General features: G+C 51.8%; 12 protein-coding genes. All 12 read right to left on the bottom strand.

The annotated features are described in order from the left end of the window. Window positions 1-166: 166 nt before the first annotated feature. The 12 genes from GJ688_RS05800 to bchJ all read right to left on the bottom strand — a co-directional run bounded on the left by GJ688_RS05800 (window position 167) and on the right by bchJ (window position 18,808). Window positions 167-1,720: a phytoene desaturase family protein gene (locus tag GJ688_RS05800; RefSeq protein ID WP_155475599.1), complete on the bottom strand. Its 1,554-nt coding sequence runs from the start codon at window positions 1,718-1,720 to the stop codon at window positions 167-169. A gap of 87 nt (window positions 1,721-1,807) precedes the next feature. Continuing rightward, window positions 1,808-5,701, bottom strand: coding sequence for a magnesium chelatase subunit H (gene bchH / locus GJ688_RS05795; protein WP_155475598.1), 3,894 nt, complete (start codon window positions 5,699-5,701; stop codon window positions 1,808-1,810). Window positions 5,702-5,714: 13 nt separating this feature from the next. Further along, window positions 5,715-7,715, bottom strand: coding sequence for a magnesium chelatase ATPase subunit D (gene bchD / locus GJ688_RS05790; protein ID WP_155475597.1), 2,001 nt, complete (start codon window positions 7,713-7,715; stop codon window positions 5,715-5,717). Further along, entirely contained in the window at window positions 7,712-8,803 is a 1,092-nt protein-coding gene (bchI, locus tag GJ688_RS05785) for a magnesium chelatase ATPase subunit I (RefSeq protein ID WP_155475596.1), read from the bottom strand. Before bchI ends, bchD begins: the two co-directional genes overlap by 4 nt. Before the next feature lie 23 nt (window positions 8,804-8,826). Continuing rightward, complete coding sequence (gene bchB, locus GJ688_RS05780; protein WP_235910810.1) at window positions 8,827-10,389, bottom strand: ferredoxin:protochlorophyllide reductase (ATP-dependent) subunit B; 1,563 nt, start codon at window positions 10,387-10,389, stop codon at window positions 8,827-8,829. Beyond that, on the bottom strand, window positions 10,386-11,708 hold the full coding sequence (bchN, locus tag GJ688_RS05775; RefSeq protein WP_155475594.1) for a ferredoxin:protochlorophyllide reductase (ATP-dependent) subunit N: 1,323 nt from the start codon (window positions 11,706-11,708) through the stop codon (window positions 10,386-10,388). The genes bchB and bchN overlap by 4 nt, the downstream gene beginning before the upstream one ends. Next, a complete protein-coding gene (bchL, locus tag GJ688_RS05770) occupies window positions 11,657-12,520 on the bottom strand; it encodes a ferredoxin:protochlorophyllide reductase (ATP-dependent) iron-sulfur ATP-binding protein (protein WP_155475593.1) in 864 nt (287 codons plus the stop codon). Before bchL ends, bchN begins: the two co-directional genes overlap by 52 nt. Next, window positions 12,517-14,217 (bottom strand): magnesium-protoporphyrin IX monomethyl ester anaerobic oxidative cyclase, encoded by a 1,701-nt coding sequence (gene bchE, locus GJ688_RS05765; RefSeq protein ID WP_155475592.1) that lies wholly within the window; start codon window positions 14,215-14,217, stop codon window positions 12,517-12,519. The genes bchL and bchE overlap by 4 nt, the downstream gene beginning before the upstream one ends. 14 nt (window positions 14,218-14,231) lie before the next feature. Further along, window positions 14,232-14,915 carry a magnesium protoporphyrin IX methyltransferase gene (bchM, locus tag GJ688_RS05760; RefSeq protein WP_155475591.1) on the bottom strand — a complete coding sequence of 228 codons (684 nt, stop codon included), beginning with the start codon at window positions 14,913-14,915 and terminating at the stop codon, window positions 14,232-14,234. A 144-nt stretch (window positions 14,916-15,059) separates the two neighbouring features. Beyond that, window positions 15,060-16,889 carry a photosystem I psaA/psaB family protein gene (locus GJ688_RS05755; RefSeq protein WP_155475590.1) on the bottom strand — a complete coding sequence of 610 codons (1,830 nt, stop codon included), beginning with the start codon at window positions 16,887-16,889 and terminating at the stop codon, window positions 15,060-15,062. 239 nt (window positions 16,890-17,128) lie between these two features. Further along, window positions 17,129-18,058 (bottom strand): (bacterio)chlorophyll synthase, encoded by a 930-nt coding sequence (bchG, locus tag GJ688_RS05750; protein ID WP_155475589.1) that lies wholly within the window; start codon window positions 18,056-18,058, stop codon window positions 17,129-17,131. Between the two features lie 141 nt (window positions 18,059-18,199). Beyond that, window positions 18,200-18,808: a bacteriochlorophyll 4-vinyl reductase gene (bchJ, locus tag GJ688_RS05745; RefSeq protein ID WP_207708764.1), complete on the bottom strand. Its 609-nt coding sequence runs from the start codon at window positions 18,806-18,808 to the stop codon at window positions 18,200-18,202. Window positions 18,809-18,839: the final 31 nt, after the last annotated feature.

Below are 18,839 nucleotides of genomic sequence, written 5' to 3'. Positions count from 1 at the left end.
TTGTTGCTTTGATTCCGTATGTACATAAAAACCGAAATGTCATTACCTGTTTAGTCTAAAGGCTGTGTTGCAAACTGTTGTTTATAAAAAAACGGTTGTGATGGGCGATCACAACCGTTGACGCGTTAAGTTTTATCTTATGGTTTAGATTTAGCGGGTCTTAGAATCAGTAACTGGCTGACAAGCCTGCCGTCATCATCTTCGGCTGCCAGCTTAAATTATGGTCTGCCAGCACTTGTTCCGAAACTAATTTCCCACAGACGAGAACGACCGGTACTCCTCCGCCGGGATGGACGCTCGCACCAGAGAAATAGAGATTGGGAACTTCTTTCGATTTGATGTGCGGACGAAAATAGCCTGACTGAAAAAGGGAAGGTGCGAGACCAAAAGCGGCTCCCTGGTACGTGTTGAAACGATTCTGGAAAGTTTCCGGCGTGTAAATACGCTCAAACTCGATATGTTTGCTCAGGTCGGTCACGCCTTGACGTTCCAGCTTCTTGATAACCAGTTCGCGATAGCGATGGGTCTCTTTTTTCCAGTCGATGCCGCTGGAGAGATTGGGGACCGGGACCAGTACATAGATGATATCTTTCCCCGGCGGGGCGACAGAATCATCATATTTTGTAGGCCGATAGACATACATGGCCGGATCTTGCGGGAGTTGTTGACGAGTAAACAACTCGTCCATGCTGTACTTGTAGTCCGGTGTGAAATAGATATTGTGTAAATGCAAATTGTCGTAGCGGCGATTTACACCTAAATAGAGCATAAAGGCACCGCAAGTGACTTCCATGCTGTTTAGTTTCTGGGGCGTATATTTCCCTCGATGAGACGCCGGAACGAGATTCTCCATGGTGTAGGGAAAATCGGCGTTCGAGATGACTACATCAGCCTTAAGCACTTCGCCATTCGCCAGACGGACGCCGACAGCACGACCCTGTTCGATGAGGATCTGCTCCACTTCGGCATTCACGCGCAAGGATCCGCCGAACTCACCCAAAAGCTTAACCAGCGCCTGGGTGATCGCGTTCATGCCACCCTTAGGATACCAGACACCACTCAGCCCGTGCTCTACGTAACCGATCAGTGTGTAGATGGAGGGAGCATCAAAGGGCGATACCCCCAGGTAGATCGCTTGAAAGGTCAGGGAGATGCGTAACCGTTCGTCCTTGATGAAGCGAGCGATGTCATCGTACATGTTGTTCAAGGTGCGTAGCTGCATCATGCCGATAAGTGTATCGATGTTGAAGAAATCGCTTGGTTTGGTAAAGGATTTTTCGATGAATTTTTCGCGGGCCACCTGGTAGCGCCGGTGAATCTGGGCTAAGTATCTCAGGTAACCGTCGACATCGTCAGGATTGAAGGACCGGATTTCGTCGAGCAATTCCTTTAGGTCAATGGACGGCTTCATACAGGTTCCGTCAGTAAAATGCAGGTGGTAGCAGGGGTTCACCCGGACGAGGTCCAGGTAGTCCTCAATGTTCCGGCCCAGATCCTTAAAGTATTGATGAAACACATCGTTCATCATCATAATGGTCGGGCCCACATCGATGCTATATCCTTCGGCCTGAATGGCACTCAAACGGCCGCCCGGGGTCGCTTCCTTTTCTAGAACAGTTACGTCCCAGCCTTGGTTTGCTAGGCGCACGGCGGCACTCATGCCGCCGGCACCCGATCCGACCACAATCACTTTACCCAGGTTTTTTGCTGTATGTTTCACGCCAATTACACCCCATATCAGTGCTTTTTTGTCGAAGATCTATGCTGCATTGGGGGCACTAGATTGCGGCTATTGGCAACCGGTCCCTTATGCCGGGACGCTGACCCCTTCGATTTCATCCTCTATATCCTGATAAATCTCCATGAGTTTTTCGAGCTTATCCGGATCGGCATCCCAGAACCCGCGGTTGTTCGCCTCAAGAAGGCGGCGCACAATGCCCCGTAAAGCGTGAGCATTCAGCTCTTTCAACCGGTTTCGCATGTTTTCGTCGGTGATATAAACTTCTGTGATTTCGTCATAGACCCAATTGTCGACGGCTTCGGTCGTGGCGCTCCAACCAAAGGTGTTGTCCACCCGAGACTGGATTTCGCGAACCCCTTCGTAGCCGTGCTTGAGCATACCTTCATACCATTTCGGGTTCAAGGTCTTGGTCCGGGTTTCAAAACGGACCATTTCTTCGATATTGCGAATCTGTACTTTCGGTGTCGTCGTGTCTGCAACGAGGACATTCGGTTTTTCGCCGCGAATGCTCTTGACCGCTGCGGACACACCGCCGAGGTACTCGTAATAATGGTCGATATCGACGATGCCCACTTCTGACGAGTCCACGTTTTGGAAGCTCGTGTCTACATTGGAGAGGGCTGAACGATAGATCTCATCGGCTACTTCTCCGCGAACTTGTTTTCCGTAGGCGAAGCCTTTGCGCTTGATGAAGGTGTCGGCCAACTCACCGGCTTCTTCCCAGGCGCTGTTTTCCACCATCTGGTTCACGTTGCCGCCGTAACTGCCGGGAGCGTTAGAGAAGACCCGCGTTGCCGCCTGCTCGATAGAAATATTCATTTCTTCAGCCTGCGCCAGGGTATGTTTGCGAATATAATTCATCTCTAGCGGTTCTTCGGCACGGGCCGCCATTTTGACGGCTTCGTCGAGAAGTTCCATCTGATTTTGGAACATATCCCGGAAGATACCGGAGACGGTGACGACGACATCAATCCGGGGCCGTCCCAGTTGTTCCAGGGGGATTAGACGGAGCCTTGTCATCCGGCCCAGATCGTCTGGCATCGGTTGTACCCCCATCAAAGCCATGGCCTGGGCAATGCCTTCCCCATAGGTCTTGATGTTGTCGGTACCCCAAAGAACGACGGCGATGGATTCCGGATAGTTGCCGCTGGATTCGTGAAGTTTCTTCAACATCATATCGGCAACCCGTTGACCGGCACGGATGGCCACCGAGGTGGGAATCGCCTGAGGATCGAGCGCGTGGATGTTGTGCCCTGTCGGAAGGGTTTTCGGGTTACGAACGGGATCTCCGCCCGGTCCGGGAATGGCGTAGTGGCCAGATAAGACCTTGCAGATTCCGTTCATCTCTTCCGCCGTGATGATGTCTTTTAACACGTTTTGCAGATATAAGAAGGACTTAGACGCTGAGGCAGTGTCCAGCTCAAAACCTTGATAGACTTTTGCTTTGAGTTGTTCCTGCATAGACTTCGCAGCGATGACTTCCGATTTGGTCCGTAAGAAGCGGAATCCTCCCCGTTCGTCTTTTTCCAGGAACTCGCTGATCATCCTCTGAATACCGAGATGCACCGTTTCCCGGACCAGTTCCAACTGTTCGATAGCGGTCTGATCACCCGATTCGGAGCGCCGTTCGATCTCGGCAAAGGAAGACCCAAGTGCAGTGGACACTAATCCAGCTAAGGATTGAACCCCTAGTTCAGGGCGATCGAAGTAGCTGATGGCCATCAGATAGTCACCCAGCGTCTGGGCGTGAGGCGCTTCGCCTAGGATATGTAAACCAGTCGGGATGAGGCGGTTTTCCAAATCGGTCAGATACACGTAGAGCTTGCCGATGAATTCCTGACCAGGTTCTTTAGGGATGGGCACATCCTTATCGAGATGTAGGGCAAGCACCTTTTCGATGATGGTCTCCAAGATGGACTGACCACGGGCATTGTGACGGTTTTCTCCCCACATGCTGATCAAGTCTTTGAGATCTCTCAAGTCTTTATAGAGACCGGCATTTTCCGCAGGCGGTGTCAGATAGGAGACCAAAGTGGCGGCGCTGCGCCGTTTGGCGATGGTCGCCTCGGAGGGGTTGTTGACGCTGTACAGATAGAAGTTGGGTACGGGGCCAAGGAGTCGATCAGGCCAACAGGCGTCAGTGAGGCCCACTTGATGTCCCGGCATGAACTCTAAGGCGCCGTGGGTACCGAAATGCAACAGCGCATCAGCTTTGTATACTTTATCGAGCCAGCGATAAAAGGCCATGAAACCGTGGTGCGGAGAAGCTGAACGGGTAAAGAGCAGTTTGATGGGATCGCTCTCATAGCCAAAAGAGGGTTGAACGCCGATAAAAACGTTGCCGAAGTGCCGGCCAAAGATGAGCAGATCCTGTCCATCCGTGTTTAGCTCTCCAGGAGGTTGCCCCCAGGTTTCGGCGATTTCCCGCCAATGGGGAGTCAGCTTTTCGTATTGTTCTACGGTGATCCGGTCAGCTACGTGTAGGTTAGCTGAGGGTAACTGTGACTCTTCATCTTCGATGATGGCTTTGATCAGCGCTTCGCGACTTTCTGGAATCTCGACGCTGTAGCCTTCATCTTTCAGCCGATGAAGCAGGTTGTAGATCGAATGAAATACATCCAGATAGGCTGCTGTACCCACGTTACCTTTATCAGGCGGAAAACTGAAGATCACGATGCCTAGTTTTTTATCGGTATTTGACTTATGGCGCAGTTGAACCATACGCCGCATCCGTTCAGTGAGCAATTCGATCCGATCGGGAATGGGAATCGCCTTAGCGCCGCCATGGATAGGGTAGCCGCTGTAGACGGTTGGAGCCACCAAGCCGTCCAGTTCGGGAATAGCTACGTTTAAGGCAACTTGTACCGGGTTTAACCCTGAGAGGTCCCGCTTCCACTCGTCGATCGTTTGGAATTCTAGCGGAATCGCTGAAAGGTACGGTACGTCCAATCCTTTGAGGACTTTGACGGCGCTTTCCGCATCGTTCGAAGCAGGACCACCGACCAAGCTAAAGGATGTCAGCGTGATAACACCGTCAACCTTTTTCTCGGTCCCCTTGCCCATGAAAAACTCTTCCACGACCTTGCGGTAGTCGAGACCCTTGGCGATACCGGGGACGACGCCTAAACCTTTGGCTTCTAAAGCACGAATGACCGCGTCATAATGGTCGTGGTTTTCGGCTAATAAGCTGGTGCGCAACACGATGAGACCGATACGCAGGTCTGAAGGAGCATGTTTTTTATACCAAGCCTCATATTCAGCCCGGGTTGGAAACCAGATATCCGAATCGGGATGGTAGATGCCTTCTTCGGCATACTCCACCGGGGCGTCAAACTGAATGTCTGCCTCCGGCGCAAAGTATTGCTTTGCCAGCATCAGCAGCATGTTGCCTAGGTTTTTGGGAGAACCGTTTAACCAGTAAAGGTAGCAGAGCATGTATGCCCGCAGGTCTTGCATCTTACCGGGTATGTACTTCAGCAGTTTCGGAACCGTCTTGACTAGGGTCATCATCACGTCCGTATTGATCGGCGGACCTGACTTCTTCCCTGTTCCTTCGTCACTATCGGTATTCTTTTTGAAACGCTTCAGGATGTTGGTATATTCTTTCGACTGATCGCTGCCCATTGCAAAGCCGCCCATCCGGGTCAGCTTCATCAGTTCCGGCATCGCGTTGACGCATACGACCGTCGGAACCTGCTTCCCTTCATTCCGAATGACGTCGGCGATAGTTCTAGCGATGTCATCGACAAAGACGTGCGCTACATAGAGTAAATCTGCCTGCAGTACTGCTTGCCGGAACTCATCGATCTTGACCTTTTCTTTCAGTTCATGCACGCAAAAGGAGGTGATTTGAATATCGATGGGTTGAGTTCGGTTGATAGTTTCAGCGGACCGGCTAAAAGCAGTGCAAATTTGCCGTTCCAGATAGACATGTACGAACCGCATGACCTTTTTCGACACCGGTTATCCCCCCTTATTTCCGCAGCGCGTGCACGCCGCTCTTCACGGTTTCGGCCAAGGATGCCGCCGTCATCTTGGGTAGGTAGTAGTACTGGGCAAAAGCAGCGTCGGCAATTTTTTTGGCAAAACCAGTTGATGTAAACTTGTTGGCCGTATCGATGACCAGCATAGAAAAGCCGTTTTCCGGAACCAGCCGGGAAAGGGCGAGAATTTCTTCATTTAACTGTTCTCGGTTCTTAGGACCCGCCTGTGGATCCATCGGCACGTTCCCGCGGCCGTCCGTGATCAGGGTGATGATCACTTGACCGACGTCGCTGCCGATGCTATTGACACCGACTTCGATCGCCTGCGCGATAGCTCCGGCAAGTGGCGAACCGCCGCCGACCGGTACTTGGTCAAAGCGTTTTTTCGCCAGTTCCACACTGCGTGTGGGCGGTACGAGCGTCTCTGCCTGTTGGCCTCGGAAGATGATCAAAGCGACCTTATCGCGGTTAACATAAGCTTCGTTTAACAATACAGAAACGGCGCCTTTGGCGCTGCTCATTCGGTTAAAGGCCATGCTGCCGCTGGCATCGACGACAAAGATAATCAATGCACCTGACTTGCGGACAAATTGCTTCGCCCGGATGTCCGAATTAGTGACAATGACTTGTCGATCGCCATACTGCCCTGATTCGCGGCGCTGCCGTTGATAGGGCGCAGCGGCCCGCAAGGTGGCATCCACAGCGACACGGCTGTTTTTGCCGGGCGGCGGTAACAGGGCACGAGCGTAACGACCCCGTTCAAGGCTTTTTTGCTTTCCGTGGGCTCCCCCGCGGGCTTGCCGCTGTACCTTGTTTTGCAAGGACAGCAACTCATCTTCCATAGGTACTTCTTCGGCATCGAAGAAGAATTCCTCGGGCAGCTGTAAGGTCTGCTCGTCTTTGGGAGCCTCGTCCGGCGGAGTCTCCGGGTCATCCGGCTTATCCGGTTCAGGTGGCGGTGGAGGCGGAGGTGGCGGTGGAGGCGGCTGCATTTGTTCTTCTTCGTCAGGTAAGTCCACTGTCTGACGTGGTTTGATGACGAACTCGACAGCTACGGCCAAATCGATCGGCTCCACGGCCGTTCTACCCTGCCATGCCGCATGGGCCTTCGCTAAGCGCACCGAAAACAGGTCGGCCCGATGACCAGGTACTCCCCGTTTTAAGGACTGTCCGATCAGATAAAGCGTCTGGGCTTCCGAAATGGTCACTTGCGGAAGCACAGTTCTCGCCTTTTCTATCCGTCGTAAGGTTTGTTCCTGTTCATCGTTATAGAGGTCAAAAAAGTCTTCCGGCGCCTCCGAAAAGAGTTCCTGGCGGCGCATGATTTCCAGTCTTTGTTCTAAATCTACGATCACACCGCTGCTGACATGCATAGCGATGCGATCGGCCAAGTGTCCTCTTAGTCCTCCCTCATCGGGATCATAAGTTCCGATGAGGACGAAGTTCGAGGGATATTGAACGGAAATCCCTTCCCGTTCCAATCGGCATGTGCCGCTCATGGCATCGAAGAGAGAATTGACCAACCCGTCATCGAGTAAGTTCAACTGATCGATATACAGGACACCCCGGTTGGCTTCACCGAGCAAACCGGGCTGCCAAGCACGTACACCGCCAGCCAGAGACTGTTCTACATCGATGGCGCCAAGGAGACGATCCTCCGTGGCCCCTAGGGGAACTTCGGAAAAAGGAGCATTCCGCTGAACCACCGGAACTTCTGAATCTGACAGTCCTGATTCTTCTGTAAACCGTTCGCGGCAGCGATTACACCAGCTATGAGGTTCTGCGGGGTTACAGTGACAAGGGCACCCTTCCAACTGGTCGATGGGAGGCAATAGATGTCTAAGTCCACGGGCCAGGACGGTCTTGCCCGTACCCCGTCGGCCCGCGATGGCCACCCCTTTAAGACCGGGGTCCACCGCGGCGAGGGTCAGCGCCAGTTTTACGGCCTCTTGACCGGTGATGGCCGCCAATGGCAGGGTGTTTACTTTCATGCTCCCGCCTTCTCAGCCCCGAGAATCTCCACGACCTTTTCCTGGACGCGACGTCCGTTGTCCATCGTGGCCAGGGGGTCTTTGCGCAGACGGTGCCGCAAGCCCAGTACTGCGATACGGCGAACGTCTTCGTCGATCACTTCCGTCCGTCCTTCAAAGGCCGCGAGCGCTTTAGCTGCTCGAGCCAACACCAGTTCACCGCGGTGACCGTCGATCTCCAGTTCAATGCACAACTGGGCAATCTTTAACAACACATCATCACTGATCGTCACATCGGTCAGTAATTCTTGCGCTTTAATAACTTTAGCCTGCAGTTCTTTCTGAGGCGCCTCAAACTTATCGATAAAAAGTTCTGGACTGTTGTCAAACTCACTGCGGCTGCGAATGATGTCCACTCGCTTTTGTGCGTCCCGAAGGGTGCGAATTTGAGCATGCAGACCAAAACGGTCTAACAACTGCGGACGCAGTTCGCCTTCTTCCGGGTTACCGGATCCGACCAGCACGAATCGAGCTGGGTGGCGGATACTGATCCCTTCCCGTTCCACCACGTTTACACCCGAAGCGGCGCTGTCGAGCAGCACATCGACGAGGTGGTCATCGAGTAAGTTGACTTCGTCCACATACAAAAACCCACGGTTTGCCTGGGCTAGCAAGCCTGGCTCAAAGGCTTTGACCCCTTCGGCCAAGGCCTTTTGGATGTCGATGGTACCACAAACCCGGTCTTCCGTCGCCCCTAGGGGAAGGTCGACCACTTTGGTGTTCCGGTATACCGTGGGCAGGTCTTCTCCAGCAGCCACCCGTTCTCGGCAGCTCGGGCACATTTCCGTTGTCTTATGGGGATTGCAGCCAAATGTACAGTCAGCGACGGAGGGCACTTCCGGAAGCAATTCCGCTAAAGCCCGTACCGTCGTCGATTTTCCGGTTCCACGATCGCCCATGATCATGACCCCGCCGATACGGGGGTCGATCACGTTCAGAATCAGGGCCAACTTCATTTCTTCTTGTCCAATGATGGCCGTAAACGGATAGGTCGGTACCTTAATTTGCTGCCGTTGCCGGTCCCGTTGATTGTTTTGCACTTCCGTCATCGGTTCCTTCCTCCCATTGGCAACTACCGTTCGCCTTGGTTTGACTTACTTTCAAAATAGGCCTTAGCGGCGTAGATCACTTCCAATGTGACTTCGCTGTATCCACGCTCCCGGGCATAGTTCTCTGTATTGCGTTGGACTTTTCCACGTACAAAGAAGGGAACTTGTTTCAATGCTTTTGTGGCCTCAGCGTCCCACTTCAGCTCGCCTTCCCCTGCGGTAGTTTTGTCGGGGGCTTTCGGCATATCGCTGGTGACTGCCACTTGTTCCTGAGCAGTATCTTCTTCGCCCATACCGGGGCTGTCTTCACCGAACATATTTACTAAGTGCTCTTCCAGGCCGAGCTTGATGGTCGAATTGATCGTATCGAGCATGCGCGTCATGCCCTGATAGCCCAACACCGGCGCCGGAAAGAGCGGAAAGTTTAAGATATGGGCTGGGCTGCTGATGACGATACAGGGAAAATTGAACCGGGCCGCGCTGTGCCGCTCCATCTGTGTGCCCAAAACAATATCTGGGTGCGTATCCCGGATTTTGTGGCTGATCTCCTGGAAATCGTCACAGACAAAAACTTCATCGGCCAAGCCGCCGATGGATGCTTGAAAAGCCTTCTCCATCGTCTTCATGTATGTACCTGCCCAGACGACACGGACACCGATCTCGCGGAGCAGATGGGTCATGCCGACGGCATGACTGTAATCTCCGAAAACAACGGCTCGCTTTCCAAAGAGAGCCGACAAGGAGTCAACAGACTTAGTAAACCGGGCAATTGTACCGGATGGAGCCAAGTTCTGGCGTATGTAAGACTCTACGGGAAGACCGGCACGCTCCCCGATGGCTTTGACAAATTGGCTGGTCAAACGAATGCCAATCGGGGTAGCGACGATATAATCGATGCCGAATTTCTCTTTCAGCAGTTCGCAGGCGCTCTGTCCATATTCATGATAAAGACAGATGTTGAGATGGGCTTTTGTCAATTCCTGAAGAGTCTTTATGGAGGCACCATAGGGGATCACAGCATTGACTGCAACGCCTAAGCTCTCGAGCATGCTGCGAATTTCCTGCATATCGTGCAATTGATGAAAGCCCAGATATGAGGGACCAATCAGGTTTACGGAAAATTGCTCCGTCTTCGGTTGTTCCGTCGCAAACTCTGCTACGATCTGAGTCAGAAAATCATCCATCGCCCGATGTTCTAGATCGCGGAAGGCGTTCACGTTCGGAACAATCAGTTTCGCTTTCGTTTGCTTACCTAAGGTACGGGCCACTGCGAGCAGGTCTTCTTGCAGCAGTGTCGATGAGCAGGTCGGTGTGATGACGATGACATCCGGTTGATGCTGGGCATCGACGCGACGAACCGTCTCGACTAGGCGAGCTCTCGATCCCTGTGCCATTTCTCGGCGTCCGATCGTAGACAGTGTGAACGGCGGGATGGTATGAAACCTCTCCAGCATGGAGTACATCACATTGACATACCCGTCGCCTTGAGGTCCGTGAATCACCGTATGTACCTTTTGCATGCTGCCGGCTACACGGGTGATCCCGGACAGCGCGGTGCCTTCATACATCCAGTAGGCTAGTTTCATTCCAGCCACCCCGCTTCCGCCCATCCGTGCTCCATCAGCGCTTGCCGCTTGAGCAACGGTTTGGTAAACAGTTTGATCAAGTCAATCGCATTGACAAAGCCGTGAATCTGCGCAAAGGTGAACTCAATCGACCATGCCGTCGTGAAACCCATCGCTTCGAGGGGGTTACAGATGCCTAGACCGGCAACGACAAGGTCTGGTTTATATTCTTGCATGCGTTGCAGCTGTTTCGTAAAGTCGGGGCTTTCGACGATGCGGACATCTCGTTCCTTCAACAGTTCCAATTCCTGTTGCAGATCTTTAGAGTGGATATAAGGGGTACCCGCCTCTACCACTTGAACATCACAGGATGTTAAAAACCGTGCCAACGGCAGTTCCAGCAGGTTGTCCCCCAGGAACATGATCTTCTTGCCTCTCAAGATTTGCAGTTGAGGCTCCAGATCTCGCCAAGCCTGAGCTTCCTTCTCTTTGATTCGACTCGTATCCAGTCCGAACTCAAGACAGATAGCTTCGAGGAATCGAGCCGTGCCGTCTGGTCCGATCGGAAACACGGTGGAAAGAACTTTGGCACGCCGTTCGCGGCGTATGGTCGCCAAGGTATCATTGAGGTACGGTTGCAAAGGCACCACGACGGTTTGTTCGTTGATGACGGGCATTTTACGAATGTCGCCGTCAGGAAAAACGTCTACCTTCGGCAGTCCGAGTTGTTTCAATTCCCATTGGAGTTGTTGTATCGTTGAATCAGTAACGGCACCGATGAGAACCAGGTTGCGAGCCGGTTCGGCTTTCTCTTTTTCGGACTCTTTGCCAAAGGAAAACCAGCGAGGCTTTTTCTCTTCCACCGGTTCAACTGCAGGCGCCTCTTTGGGAACAAAGGGAAGCAGCGCATGTAAAACTGCGTCTTCCCCTTGGGTAAAGGAGCGATCGATTCCTGATGTAGACGCTGGAAGCACAGGGAATCCGAAGCGAGTGCTCAGATCCTTACAGGAAACTTCCAGATCCATCTTTAAGATGTCCACACTGCAGGTGCTGAGGACGAAAATGACTTTCGGGTGCCATTCGTCGACCACTTGTTGGACCACCTTGCCCAACTCTTCTGTCGGCGAGGCAGAGACAAGGTCAGATTCTTCCAGCACAGCAAATCCGAACCGGGAGTGGGCGTAAACCATGACGTCCAGCGCTGTTTGGATAAAGTGTGCACAGGTATGCGTTCCGACGATTAAGAAAAAGGAGTCTTTAATCTTACGATGCAGCCAAGCGACACTGGCTATTGGGCAGAAGGTGTGGAAGCACCCGTTTTCCCGTTCGACCCTTTCCACGGCATGTCCTCCCCTTTAAAGAGTTCGAACATCTCCCGGGTCCCGACCGCATTCGGGATGACACCGTCCGGTTTGCTGAGAAGATAGCGAGCCATTTTCCGAAATTCGGCGGTCATGTCTTGGACCGGTTCGCCCATCTCTTCCAGTTCAAATAAGGTGTACCCTTTTACGCGGGACTGGCGAATCTCTTCTTTCCGGGGGACGACGCCCATCAAGGGCGTTTCAATACGCCGGGTAAAGGTCTCCAGCAAATCGACCTGATCGCAGCGATTGCCAATGACTCCGGCCATTTTTACATCGTAACCAGACATGTTTTTTTCAACGACGCTTTCGCAAATCCGGTTTGCGGCGAAGAGCGCATCAAAATCGTTCGAAGATACTACACAGGCGAGGTCGGCATATTGCAGCGGTGTAGCAAAGCCGCCGCAAACGACGTCACCGAGCACGTCGAAAAGAATGACATCATACCTAGCCATGACGTCCATCTTCTCTAAGAGTTTCACAGTCTCACCGACTACATAGCCGCCGCAACCGCTTCCGGCAGGAGGACCACCAGTCTCTACCACATCGACGCCGCCATAACCGGTAAAGATCAAGTCTCCCGGCTCAATGGACTCGTAGTGGTAGTTGAATTTATCGAGGATCTCCACCACCGTCGGGATCATTTTCCCGGCGATGGTGAAGGTGGAGTCGCTTTTGGGGTCGCAGCCGATCTGCAGGACCCGTTTGCCTTCTTTAGCAATGGCCACGGCCAAGTTGGATGTCGTTGTGGACTTGCCAACGCCGCCTTTTCCGTAGACCGCGATGATCATATTTTCATCATGCCTCTCGTTGCTGTGTTGTCATCTTGCTGGCTGTCCAGAGACGGTAAGTCCCGTGGGGCGCCGCAAGCGGAGATTTCGAGGTCTTTGGGGGCACCACAGGCAGAGACGTTGTTGAGGCTGACTTGTTTCGGAGCACCACAGGCAGAGATCGTGCCAAAATCCATATCAGCTTTCAAGTCGGGACGTGTCGTTTTGAGCTTTGCGATCTCTTCCTTGCTAACGATCTTGCTTTCGTCGAAGCCAAGGTCAACTTCCGTGCTGAGACCTTTCCGCTTAACCCGGCCGATGTCATAGAAGCGTTTCGAGGCTGTCATCTTCAAGAAGGCTTTTAAGCAGCCCATCATGTATTTCCGCTTCCAAGGATCTTTGATAAAAGGATAGTCGAGGAAGCTCTTGCGCATGTAGAAACGAGCGTAGCTTCTCAAGACACCTTTGAGTACGTCTTCGCGATCCATGTGGTCTGGCTGCATAATGGGTGTGACAAAGTTGTATTTTGAGTAATCGCGTACTTCAACCTTGTCGCCCAGTTCTTCAAAGAGTTCCGAGAAGGGCCAGGGAGTGTACATGTTCCAGTTGACCATGTCGGCATCCCAGTAGCGGGCCAATTGGAACGTTTCTTCAATCGTTTCAACGGTTTCATTCTCTAAGCCCATGATGAACTGGGCTTCGGCGACCATACCGTTGGCCTTGATCATATCGATGGCACGTTTGTTTTCTTCCATCGTCGTCTCTTTACGGAAGCGGTCTAGGTTCATCTGTGTGGCTGCTTCCGTACCGAGGGAGATATGTACGAGACCAGCTTTCCGATAGAAGGGAAGCAGGTGAGCATCGCGCAGGATGTCGGTCACGCGGGTGTTGATACCCCAGTGCACATCCAGTTTCCGGTCGATCAGCTCTTGGCACATGGCGACGAATTTGTCGCGGTTGATGGTCGGTTCTTCGTCGGCCAAAATGAAGAAGCCTACTTTATGATCTTTGACGAGGGTCTCGATTTCATCGACAAACTTTTTCGGGTTCCGTACGCGATAGGTCCGCCAGAACTTCCACTGCGAGCAGAAGCGGCAGGTAAAGGGACATCCACGGGCAAAGTTCGGCACGGCTACGCGCGTGTTAAGAGGAATATATATGTACTTATCCCAATCGAGGATGCTCCAGTCCGGTGTGAGGCTGTCCAAATCTTTAATCGGCGGATGGGCTGGTGTCGCCACCACTTTCCCGTCTTCCAAATAAGCAATCCCCAGGACATCTTTGCGGTCTTTAATGTCTGTTCCTGCGGCGATGACATTCATCAAATTGACGACGATCTCTTCCCCTTCGCCGCGAACAATATAATCAATCCAAGGTGCTTCAGACAGTATTTGACTGTACATAAAGGTCGGGTGAATACCGCCCAAGACGGTCTTACAGTTAGGGTTGCTTTCTTTAGCAACCCGCAATGTATCCTGGGCTTTATATATCATAGGCGTAATTGCACTCGCCAGGACTACATCAGGTTGATTTTTCCTGATGATTTCGGCCAGCACGTCATCTGGAAGATCCTCTGTCATGGCATCGATAAACTTGATGTTGGTGTACCCAGCCGCTTTTAATGTTCCACCAATATACGCTGCCCAGCTCGGCGGCCAATTGCCTGCTATCTCGGCGCCACCACAATGGTAATTCGGTTGGATCATCAGTATGCGCATGTCAAGCCTCCTAGTCATCTCTTCGGCTTAATTTCCAACAGCATCGAGTTATAAATGATGTTGGAAACTAGCTTCTCGCGAGTGATTTCATAGCCCAGTTCATTCAAGATTCTTTCGATATCCGTCATGGGATGTAGATAGGCACTAGTGGTCCGTGAACTTCCGGACATCCGCTCCCCAATCATCTTCAGGAAGCGAAACCACGCTGTCGATGGGGCAAAAGAAATGTAAGCTCTTTCTTTTGTTAAGGACAAAATGTGTCCTAACAGCTTAGGCATGTCCGATAAGGGGTAATGGATTACAACATCCATTGACACGAGTATATCATATTCTCCACAAGCAGAGAGAAGATCGCTCACTTCGAATTCGAGATTATCTCGTCCTTGGTTTCGATTTTGAGCCATTTGAATCATTTTCTGTGATATATCAATCCCTTTGACGATGGCTCCTTGATCGGCAAAGGTTTCAGACAATAATCCAGCGCCGCAACCGGCATCAATCAGTCGTTTTCCTTTGATCGGCCCGATCCAATCCAACAGGCAGCGGTGGATGGCTTGTCTTCCTTCAATCAGCTTTTGTTGTGCGAAGTTCTTGCTTTCACCTTTACTGATGGCTGCCCAACGTTGGAAGGCGTCACCGTCAAAATACTGCCGCACTTGTTCTTTTTGCGTCCCATAGGAATTTACTTCGTTTGCCATTGCCTCCACCTCCCAAAAAATATTCTAGAGGAAATATATGCCACATTGGCCTGGATCAGGCCGATTTTTTTCCCTTATTGAGAATAAAACCCCTGCGCCCCTCTCAGGGCGCAGGGGGTGTGAAGAACTATGCCATTGATGGCATTACACCATCGCGAGGCACCACATGCAGAGGACGGTCATCTTGAAGAACAGGAAGGTACCGATAGCTTTACCTTCTTTGAGGCTCAGCGCACGATTGTACACTTTACCAGCAAAGCCCAGACCAACTTGTTCGTGAGCCCATTTCAGAACCATAGCGCCCTCGTCGCGGGATCCGCGATATTGGAACAGCATGGAGAAAGTGAAGGCCCAGATGAAGTGAGCGCCCAGCAGGGCTTGAACCAGGTGACCATCGTAGTATTTGAACATACGAGTGGTTTGAGAGATGATGTAGCTGAAGTAACCTTCAGAAGTGAAGTTAGAAACAGCATGCAGGGAGAACCATGTGGGGTTAGCTTTGAAGAGCTCAGCAGCTTGTTTGTAGACTTCGCTGGAGGTAGCAACGAAGGAACCCATCCAGCAGCCATCCAGGTAGAACCAAGCCGGAGCGATAACTTGGAGGGAGAAGAAGATGGCCAGATAGAACTGGTCAACGAGGGAGATGGAGCAAGTACCGCCGTAAGCAGGTCCTAAGCAGGGGAACTCGCCGTCCCGCTTAGCTTTCATGCCAACTTTGGTGGTCCAGGGAGATACTTTGCTGAAGAACACCATACGCCACAGGGGAACCATGGTGAAGTGCAAGCCACCGGCGATAGCATGGGCAGCGACGAAGTCACTGACGGTGCCATGGGAGCCGAAGATCGCATCATGCAGCGGGGTTCCGATGTTGATGTAGGTCATGTTGGCAAACATGCCAGCTTTGGCCAGGTGATGGAGGTCAGCAATCGTGTTGTGGGTAGCGATACCGTAGGATACGAAGATGGGGAGGAAAGCGCCGAACATGATCAGAGCCAGGAATTTCTTCTGGAAGTCATGGTCGTAGCAGCGCTTCAGCATTTTGAAGTCTTTCAGAGCTTCAGCCAGCTTGGGATCGTTGGTAGCGCGCAGCATGAAGTGAGCGCCATGGAATACGCCGCCGATCCAGAACATGACACCGAAGACCAGGTGGCCCAGGATGACTTGTTTAATCAGGAAACCAGGGTTTTGAGAAGCGATTTCCCGAATTTCAGGAGCAGCGTAGTTGGACAGAGCATAGTCTTGCATGAAGTAGAAGCTGAGGATAGGCTGATCCGGACGGTTCCAGATGATCATGGCGAACACGACAGTAGCGAAGTGGAACGCCAGGACTTGAGCGGAGACGGACAGAACAGCTTCCCAATCTTTTTCAAAGAAAGCAAAGCGCTTCGTGTTGAAGCCAGCGAAATGGTGGAAAACACCACCGAGGAAGAGCAGCGCACCGAAAGCGACATGGTTGCCAGCCAGGGTAGCGCCGGTGATGGGTCCAAACATATCAAAGCTCAGGCCGGTGGGAACGATGCCGCCGTTAGCGCCACGAACACCGATATAAGCCATATGCATGCCCCAGAGAGTAGCAACGAGAGCGAGGAAGTGGAATTGAGCAACGAGGGTTTTACCGAAAGATACGTTTTTGAGGAATTCATCTTCCCGAGGAGTTTTGATGTGACCAATAATCCAGAAGATAATGGCGGCCAGCAAGTGCAGGCGAGCGACCATCAGAGCGTCGGCGCTACGAGCAGAAGCGTCGAGACCCAGTTGATACAAACGAGCATAAAAAATCGGAGTGGGAGCGAACAGAACTTGGTCGCTTAACCAGCTCAGGTGGTGAACAAGTACGAAGGAAACAAAACCGGCTACCATGCCCAGGTGGTTGATGTGGGCTTTCAGCACGGCGCCACGGGTGGCAGGAACTTTGTCTTTGAACCATTCAAAGACCTGCGCACGCGGGTTGAATGCCGCATCGGCAGTTGCCATAGGTACGACCTCCTTTACCGAATTGTGGTTAGGTTCTTTGCAGCCCCGCGTTATGGTTCCCGGGTCTGGCGTAGTAAAGATTGGTATTATGGCCGTATCCCATGTTTTTGGAACCTTCCGCGGTGCCCGAGTGGACCGCTAAATTGTCCTCCCACCTCCTATCGATTTCCTCAAGGAAACCTTGAGTTATTCCCCCGGCTACGTCCAGTGCTGTGATGTGGACTTCGATGGGTAGAAATTTATCTGAGAATATACGCCGCAACCATCATGGATAGAATAAAAAAACTGTTGGCTGTTGCGTTATACCAGGGGGCGTTGGCTTTGGGGTCTTGCTTCAGTTTCTTTTGAAAAGGTACTTGTGCAAGAAGCAAGCCGACTAACACAATGGAACCTATGTAATCGCCTAGATAAGCGACATAAGCAGCTACCATCAGTTGGGATGCCATGAGCATGCCAAGTGCGATTTTCAAGCCGCCTTGGACACCGTACATGACGACGATGGAACGAAGACCCCATTGCTTGTCGCCTTCGACGCTCTTGAAGTCATTCATGGTCATAAATCCGTGGGATCCGATGGCGTAAACAAAAGCGACTATGGTCTGTTCCGGTGTCAAACTGTGGAAAGCCAAGAGGCCTGCAATCCAAGGAAGGGTGACGTATGTAAGTGCACAGGATGCATTTCCAATCCATCCGTTCTGCTTAAATCGCAGCGGCGGCATGCTGTATCCAACAGCGATGAGTAGACCGGCAACAACCAGATAGAATATCTCAATCCGAAACGCTAGGTAAGCGATAGCCATCGCCGCCAAAGACAGGACAGCCACGTTCGTGAGCGCCAGCTTTTTGAACAGTTTCGGATATTTGGCACAGGGGCGGTCAGGTTCATTGATCGCATCCACATCGGCATCATAGTAATCGTTGATGGATTGTCCCATCCCGAGTACCAGCGGTCCGATAAGGAACATCAATAGGGCGCCGTATAAGATTGTCCAAAGGCTTAAATGGGCTTCAGATGCACCTAAGATACCACACCCGACAGACCATACTGGCCCGATCCAGGTAAGTGGTTTCGTGAGTTTAAGTCGTACCCGCCATATGGTAGCCGAATCAGGAATGGTAGCGTTTGTGTCGAGAGTCGCTGGACTCTCTCGATTGATGTTAACACTCATCTCGGCACCCACTCTTCTGTTATTGCTGAGGGAGCCCCACCGCGTCTCAGCCAATAGTACCGGAGCGGGCAACTGTGATTTCAGGGGCTTCCTGTGGTTCCTTTAATATGTATTTGTCTTAGTCAACGTTTATGCCAATCTTTATTTAGGAAATTGAATTTGATAAGTGCATGTCTTTGCCCCTAAGGCGATGCACTCTATTTCCCGAACTTGCGCTTTGGACACTATCAACGTTTGAATCAGCTTTTCAAAGGTTCCTTCGTAGAAACTGCATATCGGTTGTGACGAGTGCAATCCCCGACAGGACAAGCAATTTTCGATATAAATCTTTTTCTCATTTTCACTATCGTAAGAGAACGTACCAGTACCGACGAAGGTCCAAGCATTCTTACTGATCGCTGAGAGCAAGATTCGTAAGCCCTGTTTCGCCGGCAGAACCTTTAACAGCCATTGGATAGGCCCTGGTATCCGATGTTTTAAGAGGTACTTGGCCGTCAATTCTCCGGATCGGCGAAGTATGACCTTGGTTTCTGTATGTCCTACCGATGAAGCTAACATATGTACGAGTGAAATGAATTCCTTCTCATCGACCATTTCGCTGGGAAGGTTATCTATCAAATACCCTTTGCCGCCTTGACGGAGAATGACGTCCGCTTTTTCGTCTCCGTACTTTTCTTTTAACGCGGCAACTGTCTGAATAATCGAATTAGGTCCAATTTTACCATAATTTACATTGCCGATGTCGCTCACCCTCTGCTGGTGGAGCTGCCCGTTTTCCTCA

Origin of the sequence: Heliobacterium mobile, from assembly GCF_009720735.1 — a bacterium.
Taxonomy (GTDB): domain Bacteria; phylum Bacillota; class Desulfitobacteriia; order Heliobacteriales; family Heliobacteriaceae; genus Heliobacterium; species Heliobacterium mobile.
The sequence above is the reverse complement of the archived record's forward strand: the minus strand, read 5'-3'. Positions and strand labels throughout refer to the sequence as shown.

What these genes read in the sequence shown, in the direction of transcription:
- bchL (WP_155475593.1), bottom strand. Translation starts at nt 12,520, where the DNA reads ATGATCATCGCGGTCTACGGAAAAGGCGGCGTTGGCAAGTCCACAACG.
- bchI (WP_155475596.1), bottom strand. Translation starts at nt 8,803, where the DNA reads ATGACGGAAGTGCAAAACAATCAACGGGACCGGCAACGGCAGCAAATT.
- bchD (WP_155475597.1), bottom strand. Translation starts at nt 7,715, where the DNA reads ATGAAAGTAAACACCCTGCCATTGGCGGCCATCACCGGTCAAGAGGCC.
- bchB (WP_235910810.1), bottom strand. Translation starts at nt 10,389, where the DNA reads ATGAAACTAGCCTACTGGATGTATGAAGGCACCGCGCTGTCCGGGATC.
- bchG (WP_155475589.1), bottom strand. Translation starts at nt 18,058, where the DNA reads ATGAGTGTTAACATCAATCGAGAGAGTCCAGCGACTCTCGACACAAAC.
- GJ688_RS05755 (WP_155475590.1), bottom strand. Translation starts at nt 16,889, where the DNA reads ATGGCAACTGCCGATGCGGCATTCAACCCGCGTGCGCAGGTCTTTGAA.
- bchM (WP_155475591.1), bottom strand. Translation starts at nt 14,915, where the DNA reads ATGGCAAACGAAGTAAATTCCTATGGGACGCAAAAAGAACAAGTGCGG.
- bchE (WP_155475592.1), bottom strand. Translation starts at nt 14,217, where the DNA reads ATGCGCATACTGATGATCCAACCGAATTACCATTGTGGTGGCGCCGAG.